Source organism: Acinetobacter lwoffii (genome assembly GCF_022809915.1).
GTDB classification, from domain to species: Bacteria; Pseudomonadota; Gammaproteobacteria; order Pseudomonadales; family Moraxellaceae; genus Acinetobacter; species Acinetobacter lwoffii_M.
The window spans coordinates 16,892-43,278 of record NZ_JALGQY010000016.1 but is presented as its reverse complement, the minus strand read 5'-3'; the positions used below and the strand labels follow the sequence as shown (position 1 = coordinate 43,278).

At 42.9% G+C, this 26,387-nt stretch carries 25 protein-coding genes; 9 read left to right on the top strand and 16 right to left on the bottom strand.

Annotated elements, in window-relative coordinates; all coding sequences use genetic code 11:
• Positions 1-2: 2 nt before the first annotated feature.
• The 3 genes from MTX11_RS09780 to MTX11_RS09770 form a co-directional block, all read right to left on the bottom strand.
• On the bottom strand, positions 3-1,052 hold the full coding sequence (locus tag MTX11_RS09780; protein ID WP_174894374.1) for a 3-deoxy-7-phosphoheptulonate synthase: 1,050 nt from the start codon (positions 1,050-1,052) through the stop codon (positions 3-5).
• Between the two features lie 521 nt (positions 1,053-1,573).
• Positions 1,574-2,104 carry a hypothetical protein gene (locus MTX11_RS09775; RefSeq protein WP_005246167.1) on the bottom strand — a complete coding sequence of 177 codons (531 nt, stop codon included), beginning with the start codon at positions 2,102-2,104 and terminating at the stop codon, positions 1,574-1,576.
• Between the two features lie 209 nt (positions 2,105-2,313).
• Complete coding sequence (locus MTX11_RS09770; RefSeq protein ID WP_243475008.1) at positions 2,314-3,426, bottom strand: S-(hydroxymethyl)glutathione dehydrogenase/class III alcohol dehydrogenase; 1,113 nt, start codon at positions 3,424-3,426, stop codon at positions 2,314-2,316.
• A 121-nt stretch (positions 3,427-3,547) separates the two neighbouring features.
• Here MTX11_RS09770 and MTX11_RS09765 point away from each other — a divergent pair, with 121 nt between their 5' ends.
• From MTX11_RS09765 to MTX11_RS09755, 3 genes are all read left to right on the top strand, one after another.
• Positions 3,548-5,104, top strand: coding sequence for a phospholipase D family protein (locus tag MTX11_RS09765; protein ID WP_243475007.1), 1,557 nt, complete (start codon positions 3,548-3,550; stop codon positions 5,102-5,104).
• A gap of 168 nt (positions 5,105-5,272) precedes the next feature.
• Entirely contained in the window at positions 5,273-5,710 is a 438-nt protein-coding gene (locus MTX11_RS09760; protein ID WP_243475006.1) for a hypothetical protein, read from the top strand.
• A gap of 161 nt (positions 5,711-5,871) precedes the next feature.
• Positions 5,872-6,354 (top strand): pyridoxamine 5'-phosphate oxidase family protein, encoded by a 483-nt coding sequence (locus MTX11_RS09755; protein ID WP_243475005.1) that lies wholly within the window; start codon positions 5,872-5,874, stop codon positions 6,352-6,354.
• Positions 6,355-6,442: 88 nt separating this feature from the next.
• Here MTX11_RS09755 and MTX11_RS09750 read toward each other — a convergent pair whose 3' ends face one another.
• From MTX11_RS09750 to MTX11_RS09720, 7 genes are all read right to left on the bottom strand, one after another.
• On the bottom strand, positions 6,443-7,027 hold the full coding sequence (locus MTX11_RS09750; RefSeq protein ID WP_005100141.1) for a uracil-DNA glycosylase family protein: 585 nt from the start codon (positions 7,025-7,027) through the stop codon (positions 6,443-6,445).
• Positions 7,028-7,059: 32 nt separating this feature from the next.
• A complete protein-coding gene (locus tag MTX11_RS09745) occupies positions 7,060-7,770 on the bottom strand; it encodes an SGNH/GDSL hydrolase family protein (RefSeq protein ID WP_243475004.1) in 711 nt (236 codons plus the stop codon).
• Positions 7,771-7,989: 219 nt separating this feature from the next.
• On the bottom strand, positions 7,990-9,048 hold the full coding sequence (locus tag MTX11_RS09740; protein WP_243475003.1) for a fatty acid desaturase: 1,059 nt from the start codon (positions 9,046-9,048) through the stop codon (positions 7,990-7,992).
• A gap of 409 nt (positions 9,049-9,457) precedes the next feature.
• Positions 9,458-10,201: an SDR family oxidoreductase gene (locus tag MTX11_RS09735; protein ID WP_071850089.1), complete on the bottom strand. Its 744-nt coding sequence runs from the start codon at positions 10,199-10,201 to the stop codon at positions 9,458-9,460.
• A 40-nt stretch (positions 10,202-10,241) separates the two neighbouring features.
• Positions 10,242-10,940: a histidine phosphatase family protein gene (locus tag MTX11_RS09730; protein WP_243475002.1), complete on the bottom strand. Its 699-nt coding sequence runs from the start codon at positions 10,938-10,940 to the stop codon at positions 10,242-10,244.
• On the bottom strand, positions 10,937-12,058 hold the full coding sequence (locus MTX11_RS09725) for a phosphotransferase family protein (RefSeq protein WP_213687336.1): 1,122 nt from the start codon (positions 12,056-12,058) through the stop codon (positions 10,937-10,939). Before MTX11_RS09725 ends, MTX11_RS09730 begins: the two co-directional genes overlap by 4 nt.
• Before the next feature lie 52 nt (positions 12,059-12,110).
• A complete protein-coding gene (locus MTX11_RS09720; protein WP_164542840.1) occupies positions 12,111-13,352 on the bottom strand; it encodes an acyl-CoA dehydrogenase family protein in 1,242 nt (413 codons plus the stop codon).
• A gap of 94 nt (positions 13,353-13,446) precedes the next feature.
• Between MTX11_RS09720 and MTX11_RS09715 the strand changes: the two genes are divergently transcribed.
• Entirely contained in the window at positions 13,447-14,364 is a 918-nt protein-coding gene (locus tag MTX11_RS09715; protein WP_243475001.1) for a LysR family transcriptional regulator, read from the top strand.
• A 168-nt stretch (positions 14,365-14,532) separates the two neighbouring features.
• On the top strand, positions 14,533-15,144 hold the full coding sequence (locus tag MTX11_RS09710) for a thermonuclease family protein (RefSeq protein WP_005262794.1): 612 nt from the start codon (positions 14,533-14,535) through the stop codon (positions 15,142-15,144).
• A gap of 87 nt (positions 15,145-15,231) precedes the next feature.
• Here the strand turns inward: MTX11_RS09710 and MTX11_RS09705 are convergent, their stop codons facing one another.
• From MTX11_RS09705 to MTX11_RS09695, 3 genes are read right to left on the bottom strand one after another with little or no spacing between them, the layout of a single operon-like run.
• Positions 15,232-15,339, bottom strand: a complete 108-nt coding sequence (locus tag MTX11_RS09705) for a hypothetical protein (RefSeq protein WP_005246144.1) — start codon at positions 15,337-15,339, stop codon at positions 15,232-15,234.
• 9 nt (positions 15,340-15,348) lie between these two features.
• Positions 15,349-16,353, bottom strand: coding sequence for a cytochrome d ubiquinol oxidase subunit II (cydB, locus tag MTX11_RS09700; protein WP_004280450.1), 1,005 nt, complete (start codon positions 16,351-16,353; stop codon positions 15,349-15,351).
• A complete protein-coding gene (locus MTX11_RS09695; RefSeq protein ID WP_004280451.1) occupies positions 16,350-17,795 on the bottom strand; it encodes a cytochrome ubiquinol oxidase subunit I in 1,446 nt (481 codons plus the stop codon). Before MTX11_RS09695 ends, cydB begins: the two co-directional genes overlap by 4 nt.
• 265 nt (positions 17,796-18,060) lie before the next feature.
• On the opposite strand from MTX11_RS09695, the gene MTX11_RS09690 reads away from it, so the two are divergent.
• Positions 18,061-18,504, top strand: a complete 444-nt coding sequence (locus MTX11_RS09690; RefSeq protein WP_243475000.1) for a MarR family winged helix-turn-helix transcriptional regulator — start codon at positions 18,061-18,063, stop codon at positions 18,502-18,504.
• Complete coding sequence (locus MTX11_RS09685) at positions 18,501-19,703, top strand: MFS transporter (RefSeq protein ID WP_243474999.1); 1,203 nt, start codon at positions 18,501-18,503, stop codon at positions 19,701-19,703. Before MTX11_RS09690 ends, MTX11_RS09685 begins: the two co-directional genes overlap by 4 nt.
• 6 nt (positions 19,704-19,709) lie before the next feature.
• On the opposite strand, the gene MTX11_RS09680 is transcribed toward MTX11_RS09685, so the two are convergent.
• A complete protein-coding gene (locus MTX11_RS09680; RefSeq protein WP_243474998.1) occupies positions 19,710-20,690 on the bottom strand; it encodes a GlxA family transcriptional regulator in 981 nt (326 codons plus the stop codon).
• Positions 20,691-20,768: 78 nt separating this feature from the next.
• Between MTX11_RS09680 and MTX11_RS09675 the strand changes: the two genes are divergently transcribed.
• The gene (locus MTX11_RS09675; protein WP_243475021.1) at positions 20,769-22,592 is read left to right on the top strand and encodes an acyl-CoA dehydrogenase; all 1,824 of its coding nucleotides are present in this window, start codon (positions 20,769-20,771) and stop codon (positions 22,590-22,592) included.
• A 54-nt stretch (positions 22,593-22,646) separates the two neighbouring features.
• Here MTX11_RS09675 and MTX11_RS09670 read toward each other — a convergent pair whose 3' ends face one another.
• Positions 22,647-23,861, bottom strand: a complete 1,215-nt coding sequence (locus MTX11_RS09670; protein WP_243474997.1) for an alkane 1-monooxygenase — start codon at positions 23,859-23,861, stop codon at positions 22,647-22,649.
• A gap of 188 nt (positions 23,862-24,049) precedes the next feature.
• Here MTX11_RS09670 and MTX11_RS09665 point away from each other — a divergent pair, with 188 nt between their 5' ends.
• Positions 24,050-25,000: an AraC family transcriptional regulator gene (locus MTX11_RS09665; protein ID WP_243474996.1), complete on the top strand. Its 951-nt coding sequence runs from the start codon at positions 24,050-24,052 to the stop codon at positions 24,998-25,000.
• Between the two features lie 2 nt (positions 25,001-25,002).
• Here MTX11_RS09665 and lpxB read toward each other — a convergent pair whose 3' ends face one another.
• Positions 25,003-26,175 (bottom strand): lipid-A-disaccharide synthase, encoded by a 1,173-nt coding sequence (lpxB, locus tag MTX11_RS09660; protein WP_243474995.1) that lies wholly within the window; start codon positions 26,173-26,175, stop codon positions 25,003-25,005.
• Positions 26,176-26,387: the final 212 nt, after the last annotated feature.

The window sequence follows — 26,387 nt, the reverse complement described above, 5'->3', positions numbered from 1 at the left end:
TTTTAAGCACTACGCTTCAAACCTTCAAGTCGTAGTGAGTCAGTCATATTTAACAACATCTGTTCGGTTTTAGCCCAGCCCAGACAGCCATCAGTAACAGACTGGCCATACTGCATCTGCTCAGAAATTTTCTGGTTACCATCCAGTAAATGACTTTCCAACATTACACCTCGTACATTGGTTTTCAGTCTTTCAGCCACAATAGTATGTAAAACCTGTGGCTGTAAGAGTGGATTTTTTGCGCTATTGCCGTGACTGCAATCAATCACCAATGCCGGTAAGTCGATCTGATGTTTGGCCCGGATTTTCTCAATTTCTGACAATTGGTAATTTGGTCCGCTATTCGAGCCACGTAAAATCAAATGTGCTTTAGGATTACCTTGCGAGTGTAAAATGCATGGTAAACCAGACTGGCTCATCCCCAGGAATTGATGAGGATGAGAGGCAGACTGAATGGCATCTAATGCAATCTGGATCGAACCGTCAGTACCATTTTTGAAACCGATGCTGTACGGCATATGGCTGGAAATTTCGCGATGAATTTGCGATTCGCTGGTACGTGCGCCAATCGCACCCCAAGCTAATAAGTCATCGAAATAAGCAGTTGCCATCGGGCTAAGAATTTCAGAGGCAATGGGCAGACCCATTTCAATGATTTTTAGGTATAAGTCACGAGATTTTTCCAAGCCCAATTGCATATTGGATGAACCATCCAGATTTGGATCGTAAAGGAAACCTTTCCAGCCTACGGTAGTCCGCGGTTTTTCGATATAAGCACGCATCACCAGGAAAATCTGATCAGATAGCTGTGACTGAAGCTGTTTTAATTTTTCTGCATAGTCTAGCGCCGAAGCTTCATCATGAATGGAACATGGGCCGGTGACCACCATCAAACGATGATCCTTGCCTTCTAATATATTTTGAATGATTTGACGATGTTCAGCGACTTGGCTGGCCAATTGCGGAGACAGTGGCAATTGCTGCTTAAGCTGCTGAGGTAAAATTAAAATGCTTTCAGCATGATGTTGTTGTGATGTATTTGGGGTATTCATGACTTTAATCCTGGGACTGGCAATCAGTCCAAACTTTTATTTGAGCGTTATGGGTCTAATCGAAAGTGTTGTGAGTGTCATTAGCTGACTAAAATAAGACCAATAAAAGTTGTTAAAATATGAATAGTTAAAGTTTGTCATGGCTGTCTCCAAAATATTTTAAAAAATGAAAGGCATAAAAAAACCTGATCAGGGTTGCCGATCAGGTATAAACTGGTGGGCAACCTTTTCATTGCCCAAACGCATTCAGGCAATTAGCTAAACTGCCAGAAATAAAAATATGCGTTTGAAATGATAGGTTGCTTTAACATGTTATGTCTTTCATAAAATGTGATTCTGAAATTAAAATACGCGCTCTGTGATCATTTGACAAGCATTAAATATAAAAAAATATTTATTAACTTTTCTACTTTTATTTATCGATCAATCAAACCGTGATATGTATCACTAAAATTAGTAAAACCCACAAACCTATTGCGGGTTTTACCAAAGAAACTTCAGTTTAATCCAAAGATTAAAAATTAACGTGAAACACGATTCCAGGCATCACGCACTGCAAATTTAGCCTGTTCCCAGTTTAAACGTGATTCGCCTTTTATTTGTTCCCATTTCAGTCTCAAATCAGGTTCTACGTCTTCAAAACGGGTATGGGCATCATAGCTACCACGGTTTTCATAACCGACTCGGTAGGCCGTATCATAATCACGGTCATAATCCAGATCGCTATAGGTAGTACGGGCATCTGAATAGTATGGCGTATTGATCGAATTATCACGCCAGTAAGCCTGTTCTTCTGTTGGATTTATAGCTTCGCCTACACCTTTACCTGCCAGACCACCAACAACAGCACCGACAACGCCACCGACAGCGACACCTACTGGACCGCCTGCAGCACCAATAGCTGCACCTGCAGCTGCACCACCTGCAGCACCTACACCTGTACCCACAGGATGAGCACCAGGTTCACCCGTAATTGGATCAGCATTTAAATCATCGCGGACATCTTTAGGCGCATTCTTAATTACATCACGATCAAAATTATCATTCGACATAGAGCTTATCCTTATTCTTTAAAATGGTTTTAGCACGTATCTTCATACGTCCTATTTAATATAAGCATCTGGCATGTAATGACATTAGCAGGCGTGTTTTGTTTCAGTGACTCTCTGTGAGGCTTTCATGCACTAATGTATCCTGAATCAAGTGAAAGCCGCATAAAAAAGACCGGTTTAATACCGGTCTTTTTTAAAATTGAAAAAGCTTAGTCAAAATGAATGATCGTACGGATTGATTTACCTTCATGCATCAAGTCAAAAGCTTCATTGATCTGATCTAATGGCATGGTATGTGTCACAAAAGGCTCAAGTTGAATTTCACCTTTCATGGATTGCTCTACCATTCCCGGCAATTGTGAACGACCTTTTACCCCACCAAATGCAGTACCCATCCATTTACGACCTGTGACTAACTGGAATGGACGGGTTGAAATTTCTTTACCTGCTCCGGCAACACCAATAATCACCGACTGACCCCAGCCACGATGCGCACATTCTAGTGCTGAACGCATCACATCTACATTGCCGATACATTCGAATGAATGGTCTACACCCCAACCAGTCATTTCGACAATCACTTGCTGAATCGGCTGATCATAGTCTTTTGGATTCAGGAAATCTGTCGCACCAAACTGTTTCGCCAGTTCAAATTTATCCGGATTGGTATCAATCACAATGATACGGCCGGCTTTGGCCTGACGTGCGCCTTGTACTACAGCAAGACCGATACCACCTAAACCAAATACTGCAACACTGTCACCTTCCTGAACTTTAGCGGTGTTATGTACTGCACCAATACCGGTAGTCACACCACAGCCCAGCAGGCAAACATGCTCATGGTTGGCTTCAGGATTAATTTTTGCCAGAGAAACTTCAGCAACCACGGTATATTCTGAAAAAGTTGAACAACCCATATAGTGATAGATCGGCTCGCCCTTATAAGAGAAACGGGTCGTACCATCTGGCATGACGCCTTTACCTTGGGTCGCACGCACAGCAACACACAGGTTGGTCTTACCTGACTTACAGAACAAGCATTCACCGCACTCAGCAGTATAAAGCGGAATCACGTGATCGCCCGGTTTCAGGCTGGTAACCCCTTCACCTACTTCAACGACCACACCCGCACCTTCATGACCCAAGATTGCAGGAAATACACCTTCAGGATCTTCACCAGACAAGGTAAATGCATCGGTATGACACACGCCTGTATGGCTAATTTTTACCAGTACTTCACCTGCTTTTGGTGGAGCAACATCCACTTCTACAATTTCTAATGGCTGGCCTGGACCAAACGCAACTGCTGCACGTGATTTCATGTAAAACTGTCCTTTTTTTGCTGATTTACAGATGACTAACAGGAACCTCTTTCTATTCGGAGATTCAACTATTAACATCACCAGATAAGGAATAAAAGATCCTATAATTAATGGAACATCAATGACTAAACCTTCGCCCTTTGTATGTTTGAGCATTTTTACTTTTAGCATCATGCTTTCTGGCTGTGAACTGGCTCCCAACACTGCTGAAGAAGCGAAAATCACGCCGGTTCGACCGGCGCACTGGATCGACAATCAACTTTCAAAACAGCAGATCAATAGCGGTAAAACGGCTTTCTTGCCGCTCTACGATGGCTTTATGAGTATGGCAGCACGTCTGCATCTGATTAACAAAGCCAAATATCATCTGGATCTGCAATATTACATCTGGAAGGATGATTATATTGGCAATATGATCTTGTCCCAATTACTCAAAGCCGCCGATCGCGGTGTCAAAGTGCGGGTTCAGATTGACGATCAAAATGGCACCCAGCTTGATGACAAGCTTCTTGCTCTCAGCCAACATCCAAATTTTGAAGTCCGGATTTTTAATCCCTATAAATTTCGTCATTTACGTGCGCTGGATTATGGCTTCCGGATGAAAAAGGTCAATCATCGCATGCACAATAAATTAATCATTGCGGACGGAACTGCAGCCGTGACTGGTGGCCGCAATATCAGCAGTGAATATTTTGATGCCAGTGAAGATTTTCAATTCACCGATGTGGATATATTCTTCGCGGGGCAAAGCGTAACAGATGCCAATCAGACCTTTATTAACTTCTGGAATGATGATCTGAGTTATGACGTTCGACAGGTCTTGAATGATACCGGCCATCCTGAAATGCTCAAAAGGCTCAGAACTGAATTTGAACGTGAAGATGTTGATGAAACTGAACTTAAACGCCGGGTGGGTATTGCCGAGAAACAAGTCGAACAACACTTAAAAAAACAACCGATGCACTGGGCTCCGGCTTATTTTGTTGCGGATAGTCCCGCAAAAGCCCGTCCTCATGCCAAAAATGGCGATTATATTTATACCCATATGCTTGAATTAATGGGTGAGCCAAAAAAACATCTGGAACTGGTGTCCTCATATTTTATTCCCACGCAAAAAGGGGCCGACTATTTAACCCGCCGTGCGCAACAGGGTGTGAAAATCAGAATCCTGACTAACTCTTTTCAGGCCAATGATGTGGCTGCGGTGCATGCCTATTATCAGCAATATCGTCAGCAATTATTGAAAAGTGGCATCGAACTCTGGGAATTTAAACCCTACATTGTCCGTCCGGAACGGACCTGGTATGAAATTATGACTGGAGACATCATCCCGGCTAAAAACAAAAATAGCTCCAGTTTGCATGCCAAATTTTTTGATCTGGATGGCATGGTGTTTGTCGGTTCATTTAATTTTGATCCGCGTTCAGCCTATCTGAATACCGAAGTCGGTCTGGTCATTGAATCGGAAGATTTTCAGAAGGAAATCACCAGTGCGATGGATCAGTACTTACCACGCGTGGCTTATCAACTTAAACTGAACGAAAAAAATGAAATGATTTGGCTGGAACATCAAAAAGATGGCCGTAGTATTCAGCATTTACATGATCCGGAAACTACAAAATTTCAGCGTTTTATGATGAATCTGGTGACGAAATTTCCCGGTGAATGGTTAATGTAATGACATTAGAATGACCTCACAATTACGACGACATGAAAAGCCAGTATTTTGAGAATGACCGCTTAAATTAACTTAGTCCAATCATCGTTTAAAGGGTTTTACAGTCTATTGCGCTTACTTTAGAATTACATTTTTCTCGTATTTTGCGATTGTTCGCCCTCCACTCCCATGCAATTTTTTGATCTAAGCCGTCAGTTTAAGTTCAGTGATATTCTGACGCCTGTAAAAACCCTCCATGATTTATCCCAGCAAGAATGGTATTTGGCCAAAATTCGGGTGGAACATGACTGTCTGTCCGACTCCGATACGGTCGAGGGACAAGTGGTTTTGAAATCCACTGAAAATATTCAGCTCGAATTGGAATGGCTGATTCAGGATAGCGGTTATGAACTACAGGTTTTATTTAAAGGTGTAGAAACCAAAGCCACTGATGAGACCGGTATTATGTTGAAAGGTGCACAACTGGTCGATGAACAGCAGCAAGTACTTTCTGCCCAAGCGTTGAGCTTATGGGTTGATGGCACTCTTTTGCCGATGTTGCCCGAGATCCGTCAGGAAATTAAAGCACGTTTAAATTTGTGGGATTATGTCGAATACGATGGCTAATCGCCGAGTTTTACATTTTTTTAAAGAGCCCATATGGCTCTTTTTTATAATCTGAATAACGTTTAAAATTGATTAAACTGCCTCAGCTTCAATTTTTTCAGGCAATGCCGAGCTGGGTAACTTGTTATAAAATTTATAAAAAATAATAAGAGAATCAAGACATGATTTCTGATAGTGAATGGCAACAGATTCGCCAGGTGGTCGATGATGCACAACGGGCTGCCATGCATTGCTCTATTGCAACGGTCAACTCTAAAGGCTTTCCTAGCATTACTCCGATCGGAACCGTATTCCTCAACAAAAAGACCAGCACGGGTTTCTTTTTTGATACTTATTCGACTACGTTCTGTGAAAATTTACAGTATCAGCCACTGGCCTGCATACAAGCCGTGAACAGTAGCAAACTGTTTTGGTTTCATGCACTGTTGAAAGGTAAATTTGAGCGTTATCCAGGAGTACGCTTATATGGAGAAATTGGTCCTTTACGTCCGGCCTCGCCTGAGGAAATACAACAGGTGGAGTCGCGTATTCGAGCTTTAAAATGGACCAAAGGTAGCCAGTTAATCTGGTCAAGCTTTCATCATGTGCGGGAGATTAAGATCAGTAGCTATCGCTGGGTCGAATATCCAAATATGAATAAATAAAGCCACCAACTTACAAATAGTAAGTTTATTTCTTATCTGCAGCCCAGAAACTTCTTTAACTATTTTCACCTGATTATTGGATTAAATATTAAACCAGACCCACATGTTCAAACATTGTCCGGTAACTTTCGGCTTTTTTCTCCAGAGAAACCGGATATGCTCGAGAAGATGAAGGCATGCGATATAAATACAGATCACGTCCGACAAAATGGGCCTGACTTGGCTGACCAATACTCGGCTTTAAAGTCCCTTCAGGCATGGACAGCATCATGGTGTCTGTGGCCTTGTCGCCTGTGGTCATAATATGATTGCACTGCGGCATTTGGCTGAGCAGTTGCTCAATATTGGTAGGTACTACTATTTCCAAAAACTTGTCTGAAGCATTGCCCTTTAAACGCCGGATCTGATAGCCACTATCAAAAATCGCAATCCCCGTTTCTGTTAAAAAATCCCGGATTAGTTGTTCTTGGAATTTTTTATTAGGTAAGTCCAAAAAGTAATCTTTATTTTCAAAGAAAATCAGTCCAAAAATCCGCCACATATCATTCTGATAATTCGGATAATAAAAGTTCATTTTCCAACGCGTTGCAGGTGGCGGGAAGCTGCCCAACATCAGTAATTTGGCATTGGGCGGTAAAAATGGTGGTAGCGGATGCGTTTCAATATCGGACATAGGATTAACTAAATTGAGAGATTTCAACTATTTTAGAAGGTCTTCCGAATCTTGCCAGCTACTTCTTGTCCCCAAAGTGTATAAACTTCCTTACTCGGATGAAAACCATCTGCAGCCATTTGTAAATTCATGGCACGATACTTTTCAATATCGTATTCAATCCATTGCATATTCACTTGCTGATTCACAAAATTTTCTAGTTGCTGGTTCATCTGTTTAGCATACTGGCCAAATAGCCAGGCTAAAGGATTCGGTAGCGCCGGAAACATATTCATTGGCGGCACACCGGCAGCAATGATCAGTTTCGGACTAAATTTTTGCTGAATTTTACTATAAAGCTGTTCCTGCTTCTGAATCCAAACCTCGACAGGTATCAGTTTGGTCACATCATTGACGCCAACCGACGTGACGATTACATCATAGTGCTGGACTTCTATTTGGTCCAAAGCATGAATTACTTTTGAGCTGGTATCGCCTGTTTTGGCCTGTAATTTCCAGTCAATTTCAAAGTCATCTTTCAGTTCATGCAGAATTGCACCCAGTAATGCGTCATCCTGATGTTCTACTCCTACCCCTGCCGCCGCGGAATCTCCTAAAATGAGCAGAGAAAGTTTTTTGCCTATTCCGGTTCGACCTTGACGTTTTCCCTGTGGTTCAGGCAACTTCAAGGTATTTTTCTTGACGCGATTACCCTGAATGACGAGTGCAGGAATCAAGGCAATGGTGGCGGCTTTCAGCAACATAGTGGGCTAATTTATATAAAGATATACTTGATTTTACCTGAGTTTATTCTTTTGAACTATTTCCTCAGCAGGCATTTTAAATGAATGTTCACCTAAATTTAACTAAGATAGGATTCTTGCAAAATATATAGGCTTATACATCTTGCCATTGGGTAAAACATCAAGGATAAATATAAAAAAATCCCGCTTAAAAACGGGATTTCTTATGGAAATTAAAGCTTAGATTTTATAGTCATTCCAGCGATTCATACGCTTAAAATTTCCCACATCATTAAAACGCACGCCCACTTCTTTCATTACTTTATGCGCCGTTTTGGACGTCAGTTGACGGATATAAAATGGCTCTTTGACCACAAAATGATGAATCGCATGGGTCGAACCAAAATTACAGCAGAATAACTGGAACGGAACCATCCACCATGGATTGAGCACTTGGGTTTGTTTGATCACATCACGTGGATCAATATCGCCATAGTAATGCATATTTGAGCTGACAAACTGCAAGCTAAAAGAACGGATAAAGTTCGGAATCACCCAGATGACTGCCAGCAGATTTACAATCGGCATCGCGTCGACAATGCCTTGCGACCAGAGCATCTCATAACCGAATAGCGGTGAAACTGCATTTAAACCATGAAAGACCACAAACAGGTAGCACAATCCATAGTAAATAATGCTGAGAGGTAAAAAGCCGAATAACTGAGAAATCATGGCAATTTTACGTTCTTTTTCAGGCTGTTTTTCCAGAAAAAGATGAATCATCTTAAACATCTGAAATGGACGCAGATACACTGACATCAACTGGTCACTAATGACCAGAATTCGGCGAATGCCCCAAGGCATACCATTACTGATACCACGTTCTTCCAGGTCATGTTCAGTGCCTGAATATTTATGATGATGCAAATGTAAACGACGACGTGCCCACGGACTGATGGTGTTTGGACGTGCCAACCAGACCAGTGCTAACATCAAATGATGTGCCCAAGGTGTTTTTTTGAAATACATATAATGAATCAGGTCATGTTCCAATTCATGGGTCAATGACGCAAAAATCGCAATCAAGGGAATGGTAAACCATGCTGAGAGATAACCTGTTCCATATGCTACCGCGCATGCAATCATGCCTGCCCAGGCAAAGCCTAAAATACTCGCACCTATAAAGTTCTGATGTTTGAGTATGGGATAACGAGCACGCACCTCTTCCCCGGCCTGGGTAACGATACTTCTGACCTTGGAGATTCGCTGCTGGTCAGTCATATCCGCAGATGTAGACATATGGACAACCTTTAATTTATGAACGGTTGTACATTAAAGGAAATTCTAAAAAAGAGAAGTTATCTTTCCACTTTTAGAGTGAGTATGTCTAAGTTTTGGACAGTTTGGAAAAGTTCTTAAAATTGGCGAAAATTAGGAAAAGTAAAAGATGGTCTTTCTCATGAAACGAAAATTTAAAAGTAATTGATTTAATTGCAAATTCATCAATAAAATAAAAATATAATTTTTGATAATTTAAAACTTTATTTTAATAATCAATATATTAGGATTTATAAAATTTCGCTTTTTTGTAAATTCAAGCTATACATTTTTTAGAAAAAAATACTGATTCAGAAATTTTTCTTAGTTTGTCATAAAAAATAAAAAGAGAAGCGCTCTAGCTTCTCTTTTTATAGATCTAAGAGCGCTTTTAACCTAACTTGTTCACCAGTTTAAGTGGTAATACTTTCATGGCTAGACCGAGTGGCAACCAAGGCCATTTCGGCACATAAGCCTTAACTGGTGCTTTTTCAATTTCTGCTGCCAATAAACGCGAACCAGTTTTTTCATCTACTTCAAAAGGTAGCTTTTTTGCCCCTTCATTAATTTCAGTACGAATATATCCTGGGAAAATGGTGGTCACTTTTATTGGCGTATCGATCAATTCAGCTCGAATGCCTTCCGCTAAATGAGCCACGCCGGCCTTACTTGCACCATAAGCCGTTAAATGTTTTGGCATACCGCGCATTGCACTCATAGATGAAATCATCACCAGATGGCCAGAGTTTTGTACACGGAAGATTTCAACTGCAGCTTCACATTGTGCTAATGCCGAAATAAAGTTGGTTTCAACCGTGGCTTTATTGATAGCAAAATTACCTTTACCAATCCGGCGGCCCTCACCGACACCAGCATTCACAATAACTCGGTCAATGGTGCCAAAGTCTTCTTTAAAAGCACGAAACACTTCAAACACTTGATCGTAATCGGTGACATCTAGTGTTTTGGCAATGACTTTGATGCCATATTGGCTTTCCAGTTCCTGCTTTAAGATTTCCAGACGCTCCAAACGACGTGCACAAATCGCCAGGTTATAGCCTTTTTTCGCAAATTCACGTGTCATACCGGCGCCGATCCCTGAACTTGCACCGGTAATTAAAATTGTTTTAGCCATGTATTTACCCTATTCCTTTATTTTTCTAGCGTATTAGGTTTTAAATCCAGGTCAATAAGTCTGGACGCTGTGCTTTAATAAAATGATGTTCATTTAAACTGAGTAGTTGCGGTTCATTACCCACCAGACGTAGTGTCGTGATACTGGTATTGGTAATCGCCCAGTTCAGAGCAAAGGTTTTCTCCGGACTAAGGCCCAAAATTTTGCCTACAGCCACAGAAATCACCCCACCTGAGGTATAAACTACTGCATAGCGTAGTCGGCTTTTGGACAACTGGTCACACAGATTTTCTAAGCCGCTTTCCACGCGTGCTTTGAAACTTGGCCAAGATTCATCATATTCATGGTGATAATCATCGCCAGTCCAGCGTGCAATTGCACCGCTAAAAATCTTGCTCAGATAATCCCGTGGATTTTCATGTTCTGAGACATCCTGTTTGAGCAATTCAGGCTGATTAAAGCGCGGCTCATAACGCGCAAATACCTGCTGATGATTAAACTCATTCCAGGCGCTATCGGTCAAAATCTCGCTTTCCGGAAAACATTCATCCAGAGATAAATGCGCCGTCTGCTGATGGCGTTGCATGGAGCCAGCCACCACATAAGGTGCTTCTTTCAGAATTTCATCAAAATAGTGGCCCAAAAGCTTTGCTTGTAACTCACCGTTGGGCGAAAGCTGGTCATAACTTTCTGCGCCAAAAGAGGCCTGGCCATGCCGGATCAAGTAAATGGTTGTCATTTTGGCATTATCTCTTTAAATTTAAGCACATACTTTTGTGCAATCTCATTGGCTTCCAGTTTTTGCTTGCCAATCAGTTTTAAGGCACGAATATGCAAGGCATGAATCACCACCCAAAAATCCTTGAACGCTGGATTATTAGTCTGTTTATGGTAATAACGATAATAGATCTGCTGGGCAATCACCGCGAGGCGGAAAATTCCAAACACCTCATAAAACGCCCAGTTTTCCGGTTGCAGGCCGGTTTTTCCCAAGTAGTAATCCACCACTTCTTTACGGGTAAACATACCTTTTAGATTGGTCGGCTGGCGGCGTGTTGCCTTAAAGATGGCATTGTCAGTATCTTCCACCCAATAGGCTAAAGCAGAACCTAGGTCCATGAGCGGATCGCCGAGTGTCGCCATTTCCCAGTCCAGTACGCCAATCACTTCAGTTGGATTACCTGGATTTAAAATGACATTATCAAAACGCCAGTCATTATGAATGACACAGGTTTTAGAGTCTGATGGAATATTATCTTTAAGCCAATTACGCACATATTTAAACGATGGAACATTAAGCGTTTTGGCTTTTTCATAACGGGCATCCCAGCCTTCGACCTGACGGCGACAATAGCCTTCACCCTTACCGAGATTTTCAAGTTCAGTTCCTTGATAAGGCACCTGATGCAATTCGATCAGTTTATCAATCACATTGATACATAAAGTCCGGATATCGGATTCAGTAAGCTGCAGCTCAGCTGGCATTTTGGCGCGAGGAATAATTCCTTCAAGCCGTTTCATCACATAGAAATCACAACCAATCACTGATTCATCCTGACAAAGCGCGACCATTTCAGGCACGACGGGATAATGTTCAGCCAAGGCTTTCTGCACATGATATTCACGTGCCATATCATGGGCTGATTTGGCTTTGGTACCTTGTGGCGGACGACGTAAAATTAAATCGGCATTGGCATACTGTAAACGGTAGGTCCAGTTTGAAGCTCCGCCTGAATATTGGGTCACTTGCACAGGGCCTTCAACATTCACATTTTGCTGAATTAACCAATTGGTGATGGCTTGTACATCCAGTTCTTCACCTGCACGAACTGCTCCACCTACATCAATAACCGCCATAATTTTTCCTTAAAATTTTTTAATACGTTGCAATTTTCTAGTTAAAGCCAGCTTATTTTTTGCGACGAGTACTGTAGCCACGTTTTGCCAGTTCCAGTTTGGCAATCATGCCCTTATGCACTTCGTCCGGGCCATCAGCCAAACGCAAGGCACGTGCCTGAGCAAAAAATCCGGTTAATGGTGTATCCCGAGAAACACCAGCACCGCCGTGGATCTGGATGGCCATATCAACAACTTTTTCCAGCACACTTGGCGCAACGACTTTAATTGCAGAAATTTCAGTCAATGCTGCCATATTCCCTAAAGTATCCATTTTATAGGCGGCATACAAGGTCAAAAGACGCGCCTGATCAATCGCAACCCGTGCTTCCGCGACACGTTCCAAGTTACCGCCGAGTTTTAAAATCTCTTTGCCAAATGCTGTCCGGCTCATACCACGGTCAATCATCAACTCTAAGGATTTTTCCGCAGCACCAATACAGCGCATGCAATGATGAATACGGCCTGGTCCTAAACGACCTTGAGCAATTTCAAAACCCTGACCGGCGCCACCAATAAAATTCGCTACCGGAACGCGGACATTTTCAAAACTGACTTCGCCGTGGCCATGTGGTGCATCGTAGTCACCAAACACTGGCAGCATACGTTCAATTTTTACCCCTGCGGTATTTACCGGAACTAGAACCATCGAATGCTGATGATGACGGTCTTTTGTTTCATCTGGAGTATGTGCCATAAAAATAATGATTTTGGCGTTAGGATCGCCCAGACCTGATGACCACCATTTACGGCCATTCAAAACAATCTCATTACCTTCCACCATCGCCGTTGCCTGCATATTGGTGGCATCACTGGATGCAACTGCAGGTTCAGTCATACAAAAGACTGAACGGATTTTTCCTTCTAAAAGTGGCATCAGCCATTCTTGTTTTTGTTCTTCAGAACCATAACGCCACAATACTTCCATATTGCCGCTATCTGGCGCATTACAGTTAAATACGACTGGTGCAATCAGGCTACGACCTGAAAGTTCGGCAATATGTGCATATTCCTGAACCGATAAACCCTGGCCACGTTCAGGACAAGGGAGAAACATATTCCAGAGGCCAGCTGCCTTGGCTTTGGCTTTTAAGCTTTCCAGTTCTGCAGGCCATTGCCATTTGGTCCAGTCGCCGCCTTGGTTCAACTCATGAACTTGCTGCCAGAAATCAGCTTCAACTGGTTCAATTTCCTCAGCAATAAATTTTTTGGTTCTATTTAAATAATCTTGTGCACGTGCTGAAAGCTCAAACATCTCTTTATCCCTCTAAATATTCTAATTCATACGCTTTACAACACCTTAACCCAAAACCTATTATGAATAAAATGATTTTACTCCATACATTATTATGCATAGCATTCATTCTAAAACAGTCATGGACCTGCGAAATTTTCATCGTATCGACATTAACCTTTATCCGCTTTTTATGGCAATTTATGAGCAGAACAGTATTTCTAAAGCTGCACAGATTTTATCAGTTAGCCAGTCTGCTGCCAGTCATGCTTTACAACGTTTAAGACAGCATTTACAGGATGATTTATTTGTACGTACTGGCAGCAAAATGCAACCTACGCCGTTTGCGGAACAGATCTATCCTGAGCTGAAGAATGCACTTTTTGCGATTCAAAATATTTCAATACAGCATCAGCACTTCAGACCGGAAATGATTCAGAGTTTGAAAATTGCCGTACATGATGAAATTGAGCCAATGATCTTTCCCAGACTGGTTCAGCACTTTCAACAACTCAATCTGGAAATTCAACTTAGCAGCATGAAGCTGGACCGTAAAAATATAGCAGCAGACCTCGCCTCTCAACAGGTCGATTTTGTCATAGATCTGGAACAAAACATTGCTGAAAAAATCCAGTTTGAGCGTCTGGTTCAAGATGAATTTGTAGTGTGTACACAATTAACAGAAATGAATGAGCAGATTTATCTTGCCTCACCTCATATTGGCGTGTCATCACGCCGTACTGGCGTTTTAGTTGAGGATATTTATTTAAGCCGTAAACAATATTCACGACAGATTTTTTTACGCTGTCAGCATTACTCAACTGCTCTGCAAATTTTGGAACAACAAAAGACAGCTATGCTGACTATTCCTAAAAATGTATTGGTACATTTACAATTGGCTACCAGTCTAAATATTTTTGAAGTCCCTGTGGAACTGCCGAAAATTAATATGGGGATATATTGGCATAAGGCTTTGCACGAGAATAAGAGACATCAATTTTTGAGAGCTGAAATTTATAAAATTTTTACTTAGGCTATTTATAAAGAAATTTAAATTGCTTAGGCTATTTTATATATAAGTTTAGATGGTTGCAGATTCATCTTTTCGCCAGAAAAATATACTTAGGCTATTTTAGCTGGTACAAAACTAAACACTGAGTGATTAGCTTTTAATCCGTAGATCTACTGGCTTTGCTCTAAAATGGCTCGACTTTTAGCTGTGATTTTACAGCTGGTTTTGCTGATTTGGATCTTGCCTTTGTTAAATCTCTCCATCACCTGGCAAATTGTGCTGGGCTTAGTATTGCTATGTTTTTCTTATTATCTGCTGCATAAAATTACAGTTTATTTAAAAGATGTTTTCCGCCCTTTTAAGAAAGGCAAAAAATACTGGTGCCGTGTAAAAGCCGTAAGTGATGGTGATACCCTCACCTGCTACCGTTTTAACATTCGTCGCTCTGAGACCAAATTGCGCTTTGCTTTTGTCGATGCCCCTGAATCATCACAAGCCTATGGCAAGGAATCGCAGCGTCTGGTCAAAAGCATGGTGAATAATAAAATGGTTCGGGTCAAGATTACCGATATTGACCGTTATGGCCGCTGTGTCGGTGTGGTCTACCGCTATCGCAAAAATATCAATGAAGAGATTGTCAAACGTGGTGCAGCGTGGGTCTATGAAGAATATATCAAGGATAAAAACCATTTACGCTATATGATGGAATTGCAAAATAAAGCTAAGAAACAGAAAAAAGGCCTTTGGAAACATACTCGTCCTGTACGTCCAAGTGTGTATCGTAAACAGGTAAAATCGTAAATTTGGTTTTATCAAAGATAAATGGCAAATAATAAAAAGTGATCAGGACATTCAGATCACTTTTTTCATTTTTTTAGTTTTACTAATTTAATAAGCCAAATGCACCAGAAAGCGGAATGCGCCAGCAATCAGGGCCAGCGTTAAAAATCCTGCCAGCCATAATCCTACAAACCATAATACCTGTTTGCCTTTCATGACCACTCCTTAATGATAGCCATCATCGCCGACCCTGACCTTATGCCGGAATACCCAATAGGACATACCGGTATAAATCACAATAATTGGAATCAGGATCAAGGCTCCAATCAAGGCAAATAGCTGGCTATTTTCATGCGCTGCTGCCTGCCAGATTGTTACGCTTGGCGGAATAATATATGGCCATAAACTTATCAAGAATCCGGTATAGGCAAGGAAAACCAGAACAAGCATATAGGTAAATGGGCCTAATTCACTGCGTCTTTTACAGGCACGTAAGGCCAGCCAGGTAAATAGCAGAACCAGAACTGGAACTGGCATAAAATAGGTAAATTGTGGCTGACTGAACCAGCGTTCGGCAATCTGTGGATGAGTCAACGGCGTATAAATACTGACAGCACCCAATATGATCAGCAAGGCCATAATCAGCTTAGGCATCAGTTTAAACATTCGATCCTGTAAGTCATCTCCAGTTTTATAGATCAGCCAGCCACATCCCAATGCCGCATAGAGCACCACCACACTGATTCCGGTGAAAATACTGAATGGAGTGAGCCAGTCCAGCCCCCCACCAACATAAACACCATTTCGAGTTTCAATGCCCTGAATATAAGCCCCTAAAATCATGCCTTGCAGGAAACTGGTGATTGCAGAACCACCGATAAAAGCTTTGTCCCACCAATGTTTGCTGCGGTTGGCCTTGAAGCGGAATTCAAAAGCCACGCCGCGGAAAATCAAGGCAATCACCATCAGAATAATTGGCATATACAGCGCCGAGAGTACGGTCGAGTAAGCGAGTGGGAAAGCTGCAAACAATCCTGCACCGCCCAATACCATCCAGGTTTCATTGCCATCCCAGACCGGAGCCACGGTATTCATCATGACATCACGTTCATCCTGATGCGGAAAGAAAGGAAACAAGATGCCGATGCCCAGATCGAAACCATCAAGAATAGTATAAATCAATACACCCAAACCAATAATCACAATCCAGATTAATGATAAATCAATCATTTTTTATCCTCCTGATCCGGTTGTTCAGGAACTTCTTCGATACGTTCGCGAATACTACTTAATGGTCGGCGTGAAGCCTGAACTACATCGCTATCTGATTCATGATCTGGTCGGGTATGAATAAAATCCGGGCCTTTGTGCATCAGGCGCAACATGTAGTAAATTCCGATACCAAATACCACACAGTAGACGACTACAAAAATAATTAGGGTCAGCCCCACCTGCTCAGCAGAAACCGGTGACAATGCATCCTTGGTACGCATGATGCCGTATACCACCCAAGGCTGACGGCCGACTTCTGTGGTAAACCATCCCGCCAGCATGGCAATAAATCCAGAAGGTCCCATAATCAAGGCGAATCGGTGCAATGCACGGGATTCATAAAAACGGCCTCGGGTACGTGCCCACGCTCCCCATAATGCCAGTAACAACATCAGCACGCCGAGTCCAACCATAATTCGGAAACTCCAGAACACCACCAGCGAATTCGGCCGGTCTTCAGGTGCAAAGTCTTTAAGTCCCGTAACCTTGCCATCCATCGAGTGGGTTAAAATCAGGCTACCCAAGTTGGGAATTGCGACTGCATATTTGGTTTCTTCGGCTTCCATATCTGGAATACCAAAGAGGTATAAGGGCATGCCTTCATCATGATTGGTTTCCCAGTGTCCTTCCATAGCTGCAAGTTTTGCTGGCTGATGCTCAAGGGTATTAATACCGTGCATATCACCGACGATGACCTGTAAAGGTGCTAGTACTAGAAGCAGCCACATCGCCATGGAAAATGAGGTCTTGACCAGTGCATCACGACGGCCTTTGATCAGATGCCATGCGGCTGTAGCAGCGACCAGTAAGGCGGAAACCAGAAAGGCAGCCATGGCCATATGGGCCAGACGATAAGGGAAAGATGGGTTAAACACGATAGCAAGCCAATCTTGCGGCACAATCAGGCCATTTTCAATCGCAAAGCCTTGTGGGGTCTGCATCCAGCTATTGGACGATAGAATCCAGAACATGGAAATACAGGTGCCTATCGCAACCATCAAGGTCGAGAAAAAGTGCGCCTTTGGTCCCACTCGCCCCCAGCCAAATAACATGATGCCCAGAAAGCCCGCTTCCAGAAAGAAAGCGGTGAGTACTTCATAGGCCAATAAAGGTCCAGTCACGCTGCCTGCCACCCGGGAAAACTCACTCCAGTTGGTTCCAAACTGGTAGCTCATGACCACACCAGAGACGACACCCATCCCGAATGCCACAGCGAAAATTTTCACCCAGAATTTGAATAGATCCTGAAAAATCGGATTTTGGGTTTTGAGCCAGCGCCATTCCAGAATGGCCAGAAAGCTGGCCAAGCCAATAGAAATTGCCGGAAAAATGATATGAAAAGATACAGTAAAGGCGAACTGTATTCGTGCTAACTCTAATGCAGTTAAACCCAGAGTCATAAGCTTCACCTATGCATTGTTATTTGGCATCTTTGCCCTTCAATTTTTAAGTCATGAATTTTTCTAGTGACATGGCTAGCTTAGGCGTGGCTGTTATAAAAAGTATGTAGTCTTTTGTTGATTATTTTTTAATCAGGTTAAACTATGTAACTCTTGCTGATAAAGAAAATATTACTCTGAATAATTTTTAAAACTCTCCTCTTGAGCTTTAGATAAAACAGGCGTAAATTAGGCCTAAATTTAGTTACCCAGGTTAACTAACCATATGTTTTCCGAATCTCCCCGACTTCGTACGCTGTTATTACGCTGCGCACGACTGATGAGCGATGAGATCAATACGATCTTGTTGTCATCTCAATTAAATTATTCCTTATGGCAGGTGTTATACGTCATCCAGTCAAAGCAACAATGCACGCTGGCAGATATTTCCAGTTATCTCAATGTATCCAAGCCCGGTATTACTAAGCGGATTCAGCAACTGGTTGAACTCGATCTGATTGCCCAACTCGAAACTGAAGACAAACGTCAAAAGCTGTTCAAGTTGAGTGAGCAAGGAATTGAGACCTTTGCGATGTGTTCCAAACAGATCGATGCATTTGAAGATCAGTTGCTTGAGCACGTTGAATCAGATGATCTTGAAGGCAGTAAAAAAACCTTAATCCAACTCATTCAGCAGTTATATCCCTCATCTCAGGACAGACCTCAATGAGCCAAGAACAAGAAGCGCCTTTATGGACGCCCAATTTTATCCTGATCAGTCTGGTGAATTTCCAGCTGGTTCTGGTGTTCTACTTACTGGTGATTGTGATTGTCGGCTACTCAGTGGCTGAGCTAGGGGCTTCGACTGCACAAGCCGGTCTGGTATCAGGTCTGTTTATTGTCGGCACCCTATTCGGACGCTTATTGATCGGAAAATTACTGAATCGTCTGGGCCTAAAAAATACGCTTGTCATTGGCCTGACTGGTTTCCTACTCTTTTCCGGACTGTATATGATTCCGGCCAAGCTGGAAGTTTTACTAGGCATCCGTCTGATACATGGCTTTATGATGGGTATGGCTTCTACTGTACTGGGTACAGTGATTGCACAGACCATTCCTGCCACACGACGTGGTGAAGGAATTGGATATTTCAGCATGAGCAGCACCCTCGGCACAGCGATTGGTCCCTTTGCCGGAATCTGGCTGATGACAAATTTTAATTATCAGGTAATTTTCATCTTTACCAGTATCGTTGCGCTCAGCTGCCTGATTTGTGGCTTGTTCATCCAGCCACCACGCCTTAAGGCAGGTCATTCGTCAGCAGATTCTACTTCGCAAAGCACCAGTAAACTGGCCCAGTATATTGAACCGAATGCCCTACCGATTGCACTGATTGTACTGCTGGTGGCTACTTCTTATTCAGGCATATTGTCCTTTATTCATTTTTATGCCAAAGACATTAATCTGGTCGAAGCAGCATCATTCTTTTTCTTAATGTATGCCTTTGCCATTTTGCTTTCGCGTCCTTTTACCGGCCCGCTCATGGATCGTAAAGGCGAAAATATCATTATCTATCCTGCCATTGTGATTATGGCACTGGGGATATTGCTCCTCAGTCAGGCGCAAAACTCTGTGATGTTACTTGCCAGTGCTGCCTTGCTTGGTTTTGGTTTTGGTAATATCCAGTCAGTGTGTCAAACCATTGCGGTGAAAAGTACGACATTGCAGCGTATGGGGCTTGCTACCTCAACCTTCTTTATTGCCCTGGATGCCGGTCTTGGTTTTGGCCCTTATTTCCTGGGTATGCTGCTGGATCAGATTGGTTATCGTCAGCTTTATCTGTTCTCGGCGCTGCTCACCCTGAGCTGCCTGGTTTGGTATTACCTTCTGCATGGCCGTAAAGCAGGAAAAGTACAGCCTTCTCATTAAAAGCTTTTAAAAGCGCCGACTAAACCGGCGCCGATATTCCAACGGCGTCAGACCGGTTTTTTTATGAAATAAACGGCGGAATGAACTTGGATCCTGATAGCCGACATTTTGCATAATCACATCCACAGCTTGATCGGTTTCTTCCAGTCGTTTACGTGCGGCTTCAATCCGGATCGCTTGTAGATATTGATTGGGCGGTATGTCTAAGGCTTGTTTAAAGCGTCGAATCAGGGTTCGGCCAGTCACATTAAACTGCTCTGCCAGCTGGTTCAAACTAAAATCTTCATGAAAATGCTGCTCTAGCCAGTTCTGGATTTTTTGTACCAGTTCATCATGGTGCGGCTGGCCAATATTCAGCAATGAATAAGACAACTGGCTATCACGGCGGTAATCAATTACAAAAGATTTAGCCGATTGCATGGCCACCTCAAAGCCATACCAGCGCTCAATCAGATGTAAACCCAGGTCAAACCAAGCCAGGCCTCCACCCGCACAATAGATATTCTGATCCCGGCTAATCATCAGATCGGCATTCAGTTTCACCTTAGGATAGCGTGAACGAAACACTTCCTGAAAACCCCAATGTGTTGTTGCAATCCGGTCATCTAAAATGCCTGCTTCTGCCAGAAAAAAATTCCCCGTACAGTTTCCTGCAATTAAAGTCGCCTCTGCATGTGCAGATTTTAAAAAATGAATCAGTTCTGGATTCTGTTGCAATACATCCTGAATCGGTGCAGCGATGGTCGGTACCACCAGAATATCTGCAGTTTGAATCTCTTGATAAGAAAAATGTGCCTGCAACTGCAGCCCATTGATACACCGAATCGGATGTCCCTCCGGACTGGCGATACTCACCTTAAACAGGCGCTGTACGTCCTGCTGCTGGATCCGGTTCCAGCTTACGCCAGCCATGGTAAATAAATCGACCACACCCGTAATGGCCGAAGCCAGAGCCCCATGAAAGCCTAAAATCACCACCTGTTGCATACTTTACTAATTGTCACTTTTCACCCGATTCATGTCATTATTGACAATCCTCCTCAATAAAAGCAACTGCTAGTCTTGATGCTATCTCAAGGATTGCACATTCAGGATAGTACCGTGACCCAACTGATTAATGATAAAGATCTGCATTTCCAGCTTTATGACGTATTCAAACTTGAAGCGCTGACTAAACTGCAACGCTATCAGGATCATGACAAAAATACTTTCGACAGTATTCTGGAAACGGCAAAAGGTATCGCGACTGATTATTTTGCGCCGCATAATGCCAAAGCTGATCAACAAGAACCGAACTTTGATGGCAAACAGGTCAAAACCATTGATGAAGTGAAGACAGCCTGGCAACAGTTTGCCGATGCCGGCCTGCTTTGCGCCCAGCATGATTATGCAGATGGTGGCATGCAACTGCCCACTTTGGTGAATATGGCCTGCAATGCTTATTTTATGTCGGCCAATCCGTCCACCGTGGCTTATTCTTTTCTAACGGCCGCTGCGGCGAACCTGATACAGGCTTTTGCCTCCCCAAAACAAAAGCAAATATTCCTACCGCATATGTTGAGTGGCCGCTTTGCTGGCACCATGGCCATGACAGAGCCGAATGTAGGTTCCTCTTTGGGCGATCTGAACACTAAAGCCATTCCTCAGGCAGATGGAATTTATAAAATTAAAGGCCAGAAAATGTTTATTTCGGGTGGCGATCAGGACATTACCGAAAATATTGTGCATCTGGTCTTGGCGCGGATTCAGGATGCGCCGCAAGGCGTGAAAGGAATTTCCCTGTTTATCGTACCAAAATTCAAAACCAACGAGGATGGTTCACTCGGTGAAGCTAATGATGTACAGCTGGCTGGCTTACTGCACAAAATGGGCTATCGAGGTACTACATCTACAGTTTTAAGCTTTGGAGAAAATGATAATTGCTTAGGCTATTTAATTGGTGAACCCGGTCATGGCTTAAAATATATGTTCAAGATGATGAATGAAGCACGTGTGGGTGTCGGTCTGGGCGCAGCCATGATTGGTTATCGTGGCTATCTGGAATCTCTGGATTATGCTAAAAACCGTCCGCAAGGCCGGCCAGTTCATGAAAAAACACCTGACTCGAAACCAGTAAATATCATTGAACATACCGATGTCAAACGCATGCTACTGGCGCAAAAGTCATATGTAGAAGGTTCGCTGGCACTTTGCTTATTTGCAGCCCGATTAATTGATGAACTTCAGGCAGCTCAAGATGAAGATAGTGCAATTCTGCTTGATCTCATCACCCCGGTGGTCAAATCTTTCCCTTCTGCCTATGGTCCGAAAGCCAATGATCTGGCTATTCAGGTCCTGGGCGGCGCGGGTTATACTCGTGAATATCCGGTGGAGCAATGTTACCGTGATAACCGGCTCAATCCGATTCATGAAGGAACTTACGGCATTCAATCTCTGGATCTGCTGGGACGTAAACTCTGGCAGCATAATGGCAAAGGGCTCAATCTGCTCATGCAGCGCATCCAGAAGACCTTGTCAGAGATTCATGAACCTAAGATAGTGGAACTCGCAAAGATCTATAAACAGCATCTTGCCACTGTGCAAAAGACTACACAGATTTTAGGCCAGGCCTTGCATCAAGGCAAAGTCAGCGAAGCTTTGGCCAATTCAGGCCTGTATCTGGATATGATGGGTAAGACCATCCTAGCCTGGCTATGGCTGGAAATGGCGAATCAGGCTCAACTCAAGTTTGGCACATCTTCGCAGGCAGAAGATCAGACTTTTCTGGCAGGGAAAATTCAGGCAGCTCAATATTTTATTCGCTGGGAATTCCCTGAAATTGAACATCAGGCCAAATTACTGATGCATCTGGATGATACTTGCCTGAATATGCAAGCCGACTGGTTCTAGGCAGAATTAATCAAAAAATGCGCCTTTATCGGCGCATTTTTATTTTGTAATTCATTAAGCGGCAGAGTCTTTTACACCAAATTTTTTAAATAGCTTGGCACGCTTGGAAGGCAAGATATTAGCCTTACTTAAATCGCCCTGATAGTGCTGATACACCCGCTGGTCCATGATTTTGTACCATAAAGGTGGAATCAAGGCTGGAATCAGCATGGTTGCATAACCGCTGGGTAATTCTGGCGCTTCATCAAAATGCCGCAACGCCTGAAATGGCCGGCTTGGAAAGGCATGATGGTCAGAATGGCGCTGTAATTGGTACAAAAACAGATTGGTCACGATATTGTTATTATTCCAGCTATGTTCTGGCAAGGTTCGCTCATAACTACCATCCGCTTTCTGTCCGCGTTTTAGTCCGTAGTGCTCGATATAATTCACAATCTCAAACAGGCTGACGCCATAAAATGCCTGTGTCAGTGTATAAGGAATAATTTTCTTGCCATACGCCTTCAGCATCAAGGCATGATAAGCAGCACTCATGGCCCAACCATGAAACAGCTCATTTTCCTGACTAAAGAATTTCAGTCCTTTACGCTCGAGCCGTCTTTTTTCAATCTGGATTGCAGATTTTAATCCACCTATTACGGTACGTGGCCAGAAGCGGTAAAAAGATTCACCCATTTTTGAAGATGCCGGATCTTCAGGCGTGGCTACCCGTTTATGATGTCCATAAGGATGTTCAATCCGGAAATGGTTATAGCCCAAAGGCATCAGGCTGGCATGAGACCAGTAATGGTCTTTTTTCTGTGGACGATGGCTGAGTTCATGTGCGGTATTCACCCCCACACCATTAATCGCACCCATAGAAACTCCAAGCAGTACCTGATCCAGCAAAGACACATTTGGCCGGCTTACGACATAACCGGCAAAGGCATTGGCTGCCATTTGCAAGGGAATAAATGCTTTTACAATGCGGTCATAATAAGGATCGTTAACCAGTGCCTTGATCTGCTCATCATTTGGGTTATTGGCATCATCGCCAATCAGGGCATCCAGAGTCGGAATGATTACGTGCAGTAATAATAGTCCGCCCATGGCAAAGACTTTTTGAGTGGCTTTGGGACCAAAATGATAACCGGCCAGAATTCCCATTCCGATCACAGGCAGACCTGGGCTGAGCAACCAGCCAAAACGTTTTTTATCCAGCTTGACACCTTTTAGTGCCGACGCTTCCTGCGTAAACTGCGCTTTCTGGATTTGTGCAGGGGCATTCATTGCGACCTTCCTTTTTTATGTTACTCTGCACTTATAGTTGATTATTTCAGCAGTAGCGAACAGTATTCAACGTCCAGAAAAGCTATGTCAGCGTCTTTGGCACATGCTGCCAAATTCTGGCCTAAAATCACAAAGTTAAAAAATTTATAGTCAATTAAATGAAATAAAACAGAAGAATAGAGTTAGGCATGGATGCTTTAAGTAAAATTTTTGATGATATTCATCTGGAAAAATCGGAATATCTTTATCTGAATGTATTTCATCCGGGCGGCTTTGACTATCAACATGAACCCTTTATGCTGGCCTATATCCTGTTACAAGGACAGGCGCAATTAAAGTTCATGAATGGTGATCGACTGGAGCTGCAACAAGGTGATCTGGTGCTATTACCCGCAGGTTCCTCCCATCATGTTTCCTGCCCAGACAATGCCGATTTTTCTGAGCACCATGCGATTAATCCTTATTTTCAGAGCAATGTACAGCAATGTATTGATCTCAATCGGGAAAATTCGGCGGAGCATAGTTTCATACTGGCTATTCGTTCTAGCTTGGATATCCAGATGGCCAAACCTCTTTTGAGTGCATTACCTAAATACCTGCATATTCAACATATTCTGGGTGATACCGCACCGGAATGGTTACAGGTCGGCTTGCAATTTCTTGCACTGGAAACCCAGCAGCTTCGTCCCGGACGTGACAAAATTCTGGATCATCTGGTCAGTATTTTACTGATTGAATGCGTGCGAGATTATATTTTAAACCTGGAAAATGCCTCGAGCTGGCTGAATGCTCTTTCGCATCCGGAATTATCTAATGCACTGGCGGCGATTCATGGCAAACCTGAACAATTCTGGACTGTAGAAAGTCTGGCCGAACAATGTCATATGTCACGTTCCAAATTCGCCCAGTTATTTACCCAGATTGTCGGTGAACCGCCCCTTGCCTATCTGCAACAGCACCGCCTGCGTCTGGCAGCGCAATATTTGAGAAATAGTGGATTTGGTATCCAGCAGATCGCTTATCTGGTTGGTTATTCATCCGAGACGGCGTTTAGTCAAAGTTTTAAAAAACAGTTTGAACAGACGCCGACCCAATACCGGCTGAATTGTCAGAAGAACCAGTCTTTATTACCAGACTAAAATTACTGGACTAATGCCAATACTGCTGTGACCGGATCTTCGCTATTGCCAGAAAGTAGCTGCTTGTGCATGGTGATATGCTGCATAACCTGAATCTGCGCTGCTTCAATATCCATCAGTTTTTCAATTTCAGCTACCAGATTTTCAGGTGTAGCAGCGGATTGGATGAGTTCTTGAATCACTTTTTTGCCAGCAATTATATTTGGTAATGAAAAATATGGGATTTTTACCAGTAATTTGGCAATTCGATAGGTCAGCCAGTGCAATTTATAAAAAGTCACCATCGGACGGTGCAGCAACATCGCTTCAAGCGTTGCAGTTCCAGACGCCAGTGCAATAATATTGGACGCATTCATGACCTGACGGCCAATTTTGGATTCAGCGCTGGTATTTTCCATCAAGCGAATTTGGGTTTTTAAGCTCTCAGGATAAGTGGCCAGTAAACTTTCGATTTGCTGCTTGCGTGCATCATTAATCGCAGGAATCAGAAAGGTATAATCCGGATATTTGTGATGCAGAATATTAGCTGCATCCAGAACCAAAGGTCCCAAACGCTCAATCTCGCCACGGCGGCTTCCCGGTAATAATGCAATATATTTCTGATCTGGGTCTAGGCCTAATTCTGTCTGAGCCTCCAGAATTGGATTTTCAAGCGGCAATTGGCTAGCGAGCGGATGTCCGACAAAAGCTGCAGGAACATCCCATTTTTTAAAGAACGCTTTTTCAAATGGAAACAGGCACAGCACCAAATCAATACTGGCTTTAATGCCATGTATACGGCCTTGACGCCATGCCCAGACCGAAGGACTGACGTATTGCACGGTTTTAATCGGTAACTGTTTTTGTTTAATGGTTTTTGACAAACGCAGGTTAAAATCAGGCGCATCAATCCCGATAAAAATATCGACCGGATCTTTAGTCCAGGTTTCCACCAGACCATCCCGCACAGCAAACAGTTTTTTAATATCTTTTAAAACTTCGACAATGCCCATCACCGATAAAATATCCATCGGATAATAGCTTTTAAAGCCTTCAGCGATCATTTGTGGCCCACCGATACCTTCAAATTCAGCATCAATGCCTTGCTCACTAAAACGGCGAATCAATTTTGCGCCAAGCGTATCTCCAGAAACTTCACCGACCACGATTCCAATTTTAAGTTTTCGATTTAGCAAGTGGGTTTCCTCTCAGATCCGCATGGAAATTTATTGAATCGGGATTCTAACATAATCCTATGGCTATTCCGGAAGAAGCTTAAGTATCTTCTAATTTTAAGAAACCCACCGTTTAGAATAACTTAGTCAATAAGGGAGCTTGCATAAAAAGAATTAAATCGACATTTACAGGTACATTCAATTAGACAGAAATGGGGCAAATCGGACAGTTA

What these genes read in the sequence shown, in the direction of transcription:
- MTX11_RS09780 (WP_174894374.1), bottom strand. Translation starts at nt 1,052, where the DNA reads ATGAATACCCCAAATACATCACAACAACATCATGCTGAAAGCATTTTA.
- MTX11_RS09775 (WP_005246167.1), bottom strand. Translation starts at nt 2,104, where the DNA reads ATGTCGAATGATAATTTTGATCGTGATGTAATTAAGAATGCGCCTAAA.
- MTX11_RS09770 (WP_243475008.1), bottom strand. Translation starts at nt 3,426, where the DNA reads ATGAAATCACGTGCAGCAGTTGCGTTTGGTCCAGGCCAGCCATTAGAA.
- MTX11_RS09765 (WP_243475007.1), top strand. Translation starts at nt 3,548, where the DNA reads ATGACTAAACCTTCGCCCTTTGTATGTTTGAGCATTTTTACTTTTAGC.
- MTX11_RS09760 (WP_243475006.1), top strand. Translation starts at nt 5,273, where the DNA reads ATGCAATTTTTTGATCTAAGCCGTCAGTTTAAGTTCAGTGATATTCTG.
- MTX11_RS09755 (WP_243475005.1), top strand. Translation starts at nt 5,872, where the DNA reads ATGATTTCTGATAGTGAATGGCAACAGATTCGCCAGGTGGTCGATGAT.
- MTX11_RS09750 (WP_005100141.1), bottom strand. Translation starts at nt 7,027, where the DNA reads ATGTCCGATATTGAAACGCATCCGCTACCACCATTTTTACCGCCCAAT.
- MTX11_RS09745 (WP_243475004.1), bottom strand. Translation starts at nt 7,770, where the DNA reads ATGTTGCTGAAAGCCGCCACCATTGCCTTGATTCCTGCACTCGTCATT.
- MTX11_RS09740 (WP_243475003.1), bottom strand. Translation starts at nt 9,048, where the DNA reads ATGTCTACATCTGCGGATATGACTGACCAGCAGCGAATCTCCAAGGTC.
- MTX11_RS09735 (WP_071850089.1), bottom strand. Translation starts at nt 10,201, where the DNA reads ATGGCTAAAACAATTTTAATTACCGGTGCAAGTTCAGGGATCGGCGCC.
- MTX11_RS09730 (WP_243475002.1), bottom strand. Translation starts at nt 10,940, where the DNA reads ATGACAACCATTTACTTGATCCGGCATGGCCAGGCCTCTTTTGGCGCA.
- MTX11_RS09725 (WP_213687336.1), bottom strand. Translation starts at nt 12,058, where the DNA reads ATGGCGGTTATTGATGTAGGTGGAGCAGTTCGTGCAGGTGAAGAACTG.
- MTX11_RS09720 (WP_164542840.1), bottom strand. Translation starts at nt 13,352, where the DNA reads ATGTTTGAGCTTTCAGCACGTGCACAAGATTATTTAAATAGAACCAAA.
- MTX11_RS09715 (WP_243475001.1), top strand. Translation starts at nt 13,447, where the DNA reads ATGCATAGCATTCATTCTAAAACAGTCATGGACCTGCGAAATTTTCAT.
- MTX11_RS09710 (WP_005262794.1), top strand. Translation starts at nt 14,533, where the DNA reads ATGGCTCGACTTTTAGCTGTGATTTTACAGCTGGTTTTGCTGATTTGG.
- MTX11_RS09705 (WP_005246144.1), bottom strand. Translation starts at nt 15,339, where the DNA reads ATGAAAGGCAAACAGGTATTATGGTTTGTAGGATTATGGCTGGCAGGA.
- cydB (WP_004280450.1), bottom strand. Translation starts at nt 16,353, where the DNA reads ATGATTGATTTATCATTAATCTGGATTGTGATTATTGGTTTGGGTGTA.
- MTX11_RS09695 (WP_004280451.1), bottom strand. Translation starts at nt 17,795, where the DNA reads ATGACTCTGGGTTTAACTGCATTAGAGTTAGCACGAATACAGTTCGCC.
- MTX11_RS09690 (WP_243475000.1), top strand. Translation starts at nt 18,061, where the DNA reads ATGTTTTCCGAATCTCCCCGACTTCGTACGCTGTTATTACGCTGCGCA.
- MTX11_RS09685 (WP_243474999.1), top strand. Translation starts at nt 18,501, where the DNA reads ATGAGCCAAGAACAAGAAGCGCCTTTATGGACGCCCAATTTTATCCTG.
- MTX11_RS09680 (WP_243474998.1), bottom strand. Translation starts at nt 20,690, where the DNA reads ATGCAACAGGTGGTGATTTTAGGCTTTCATGGGGCTCTGGCTTCGGCC.
- MTX11_RS09675 (WP_243475021.1), top strand. Translation starts at nt 20,769, where the DNA reads ATGCTATCTCAAGGATTGCACATTCAGGATAGTACCGTGACCCAACTG.
- MTX11_RS09670 (WP_243474997.1), bottom strand. Translation starts at nt 23,861, where the DNA reads ATGAATGCCCCTGCACAAATCCAGAAAGCGCAGTTTACGCAGGAAGCG.
- MTX11_RS09665 (WP_243474996.1), top strand. Translation starts at nt 24,050, where the DNA reads ATGGATGCTTTAAGTAAAATTTTTGATGATATTCATCTGGAAAAATCG.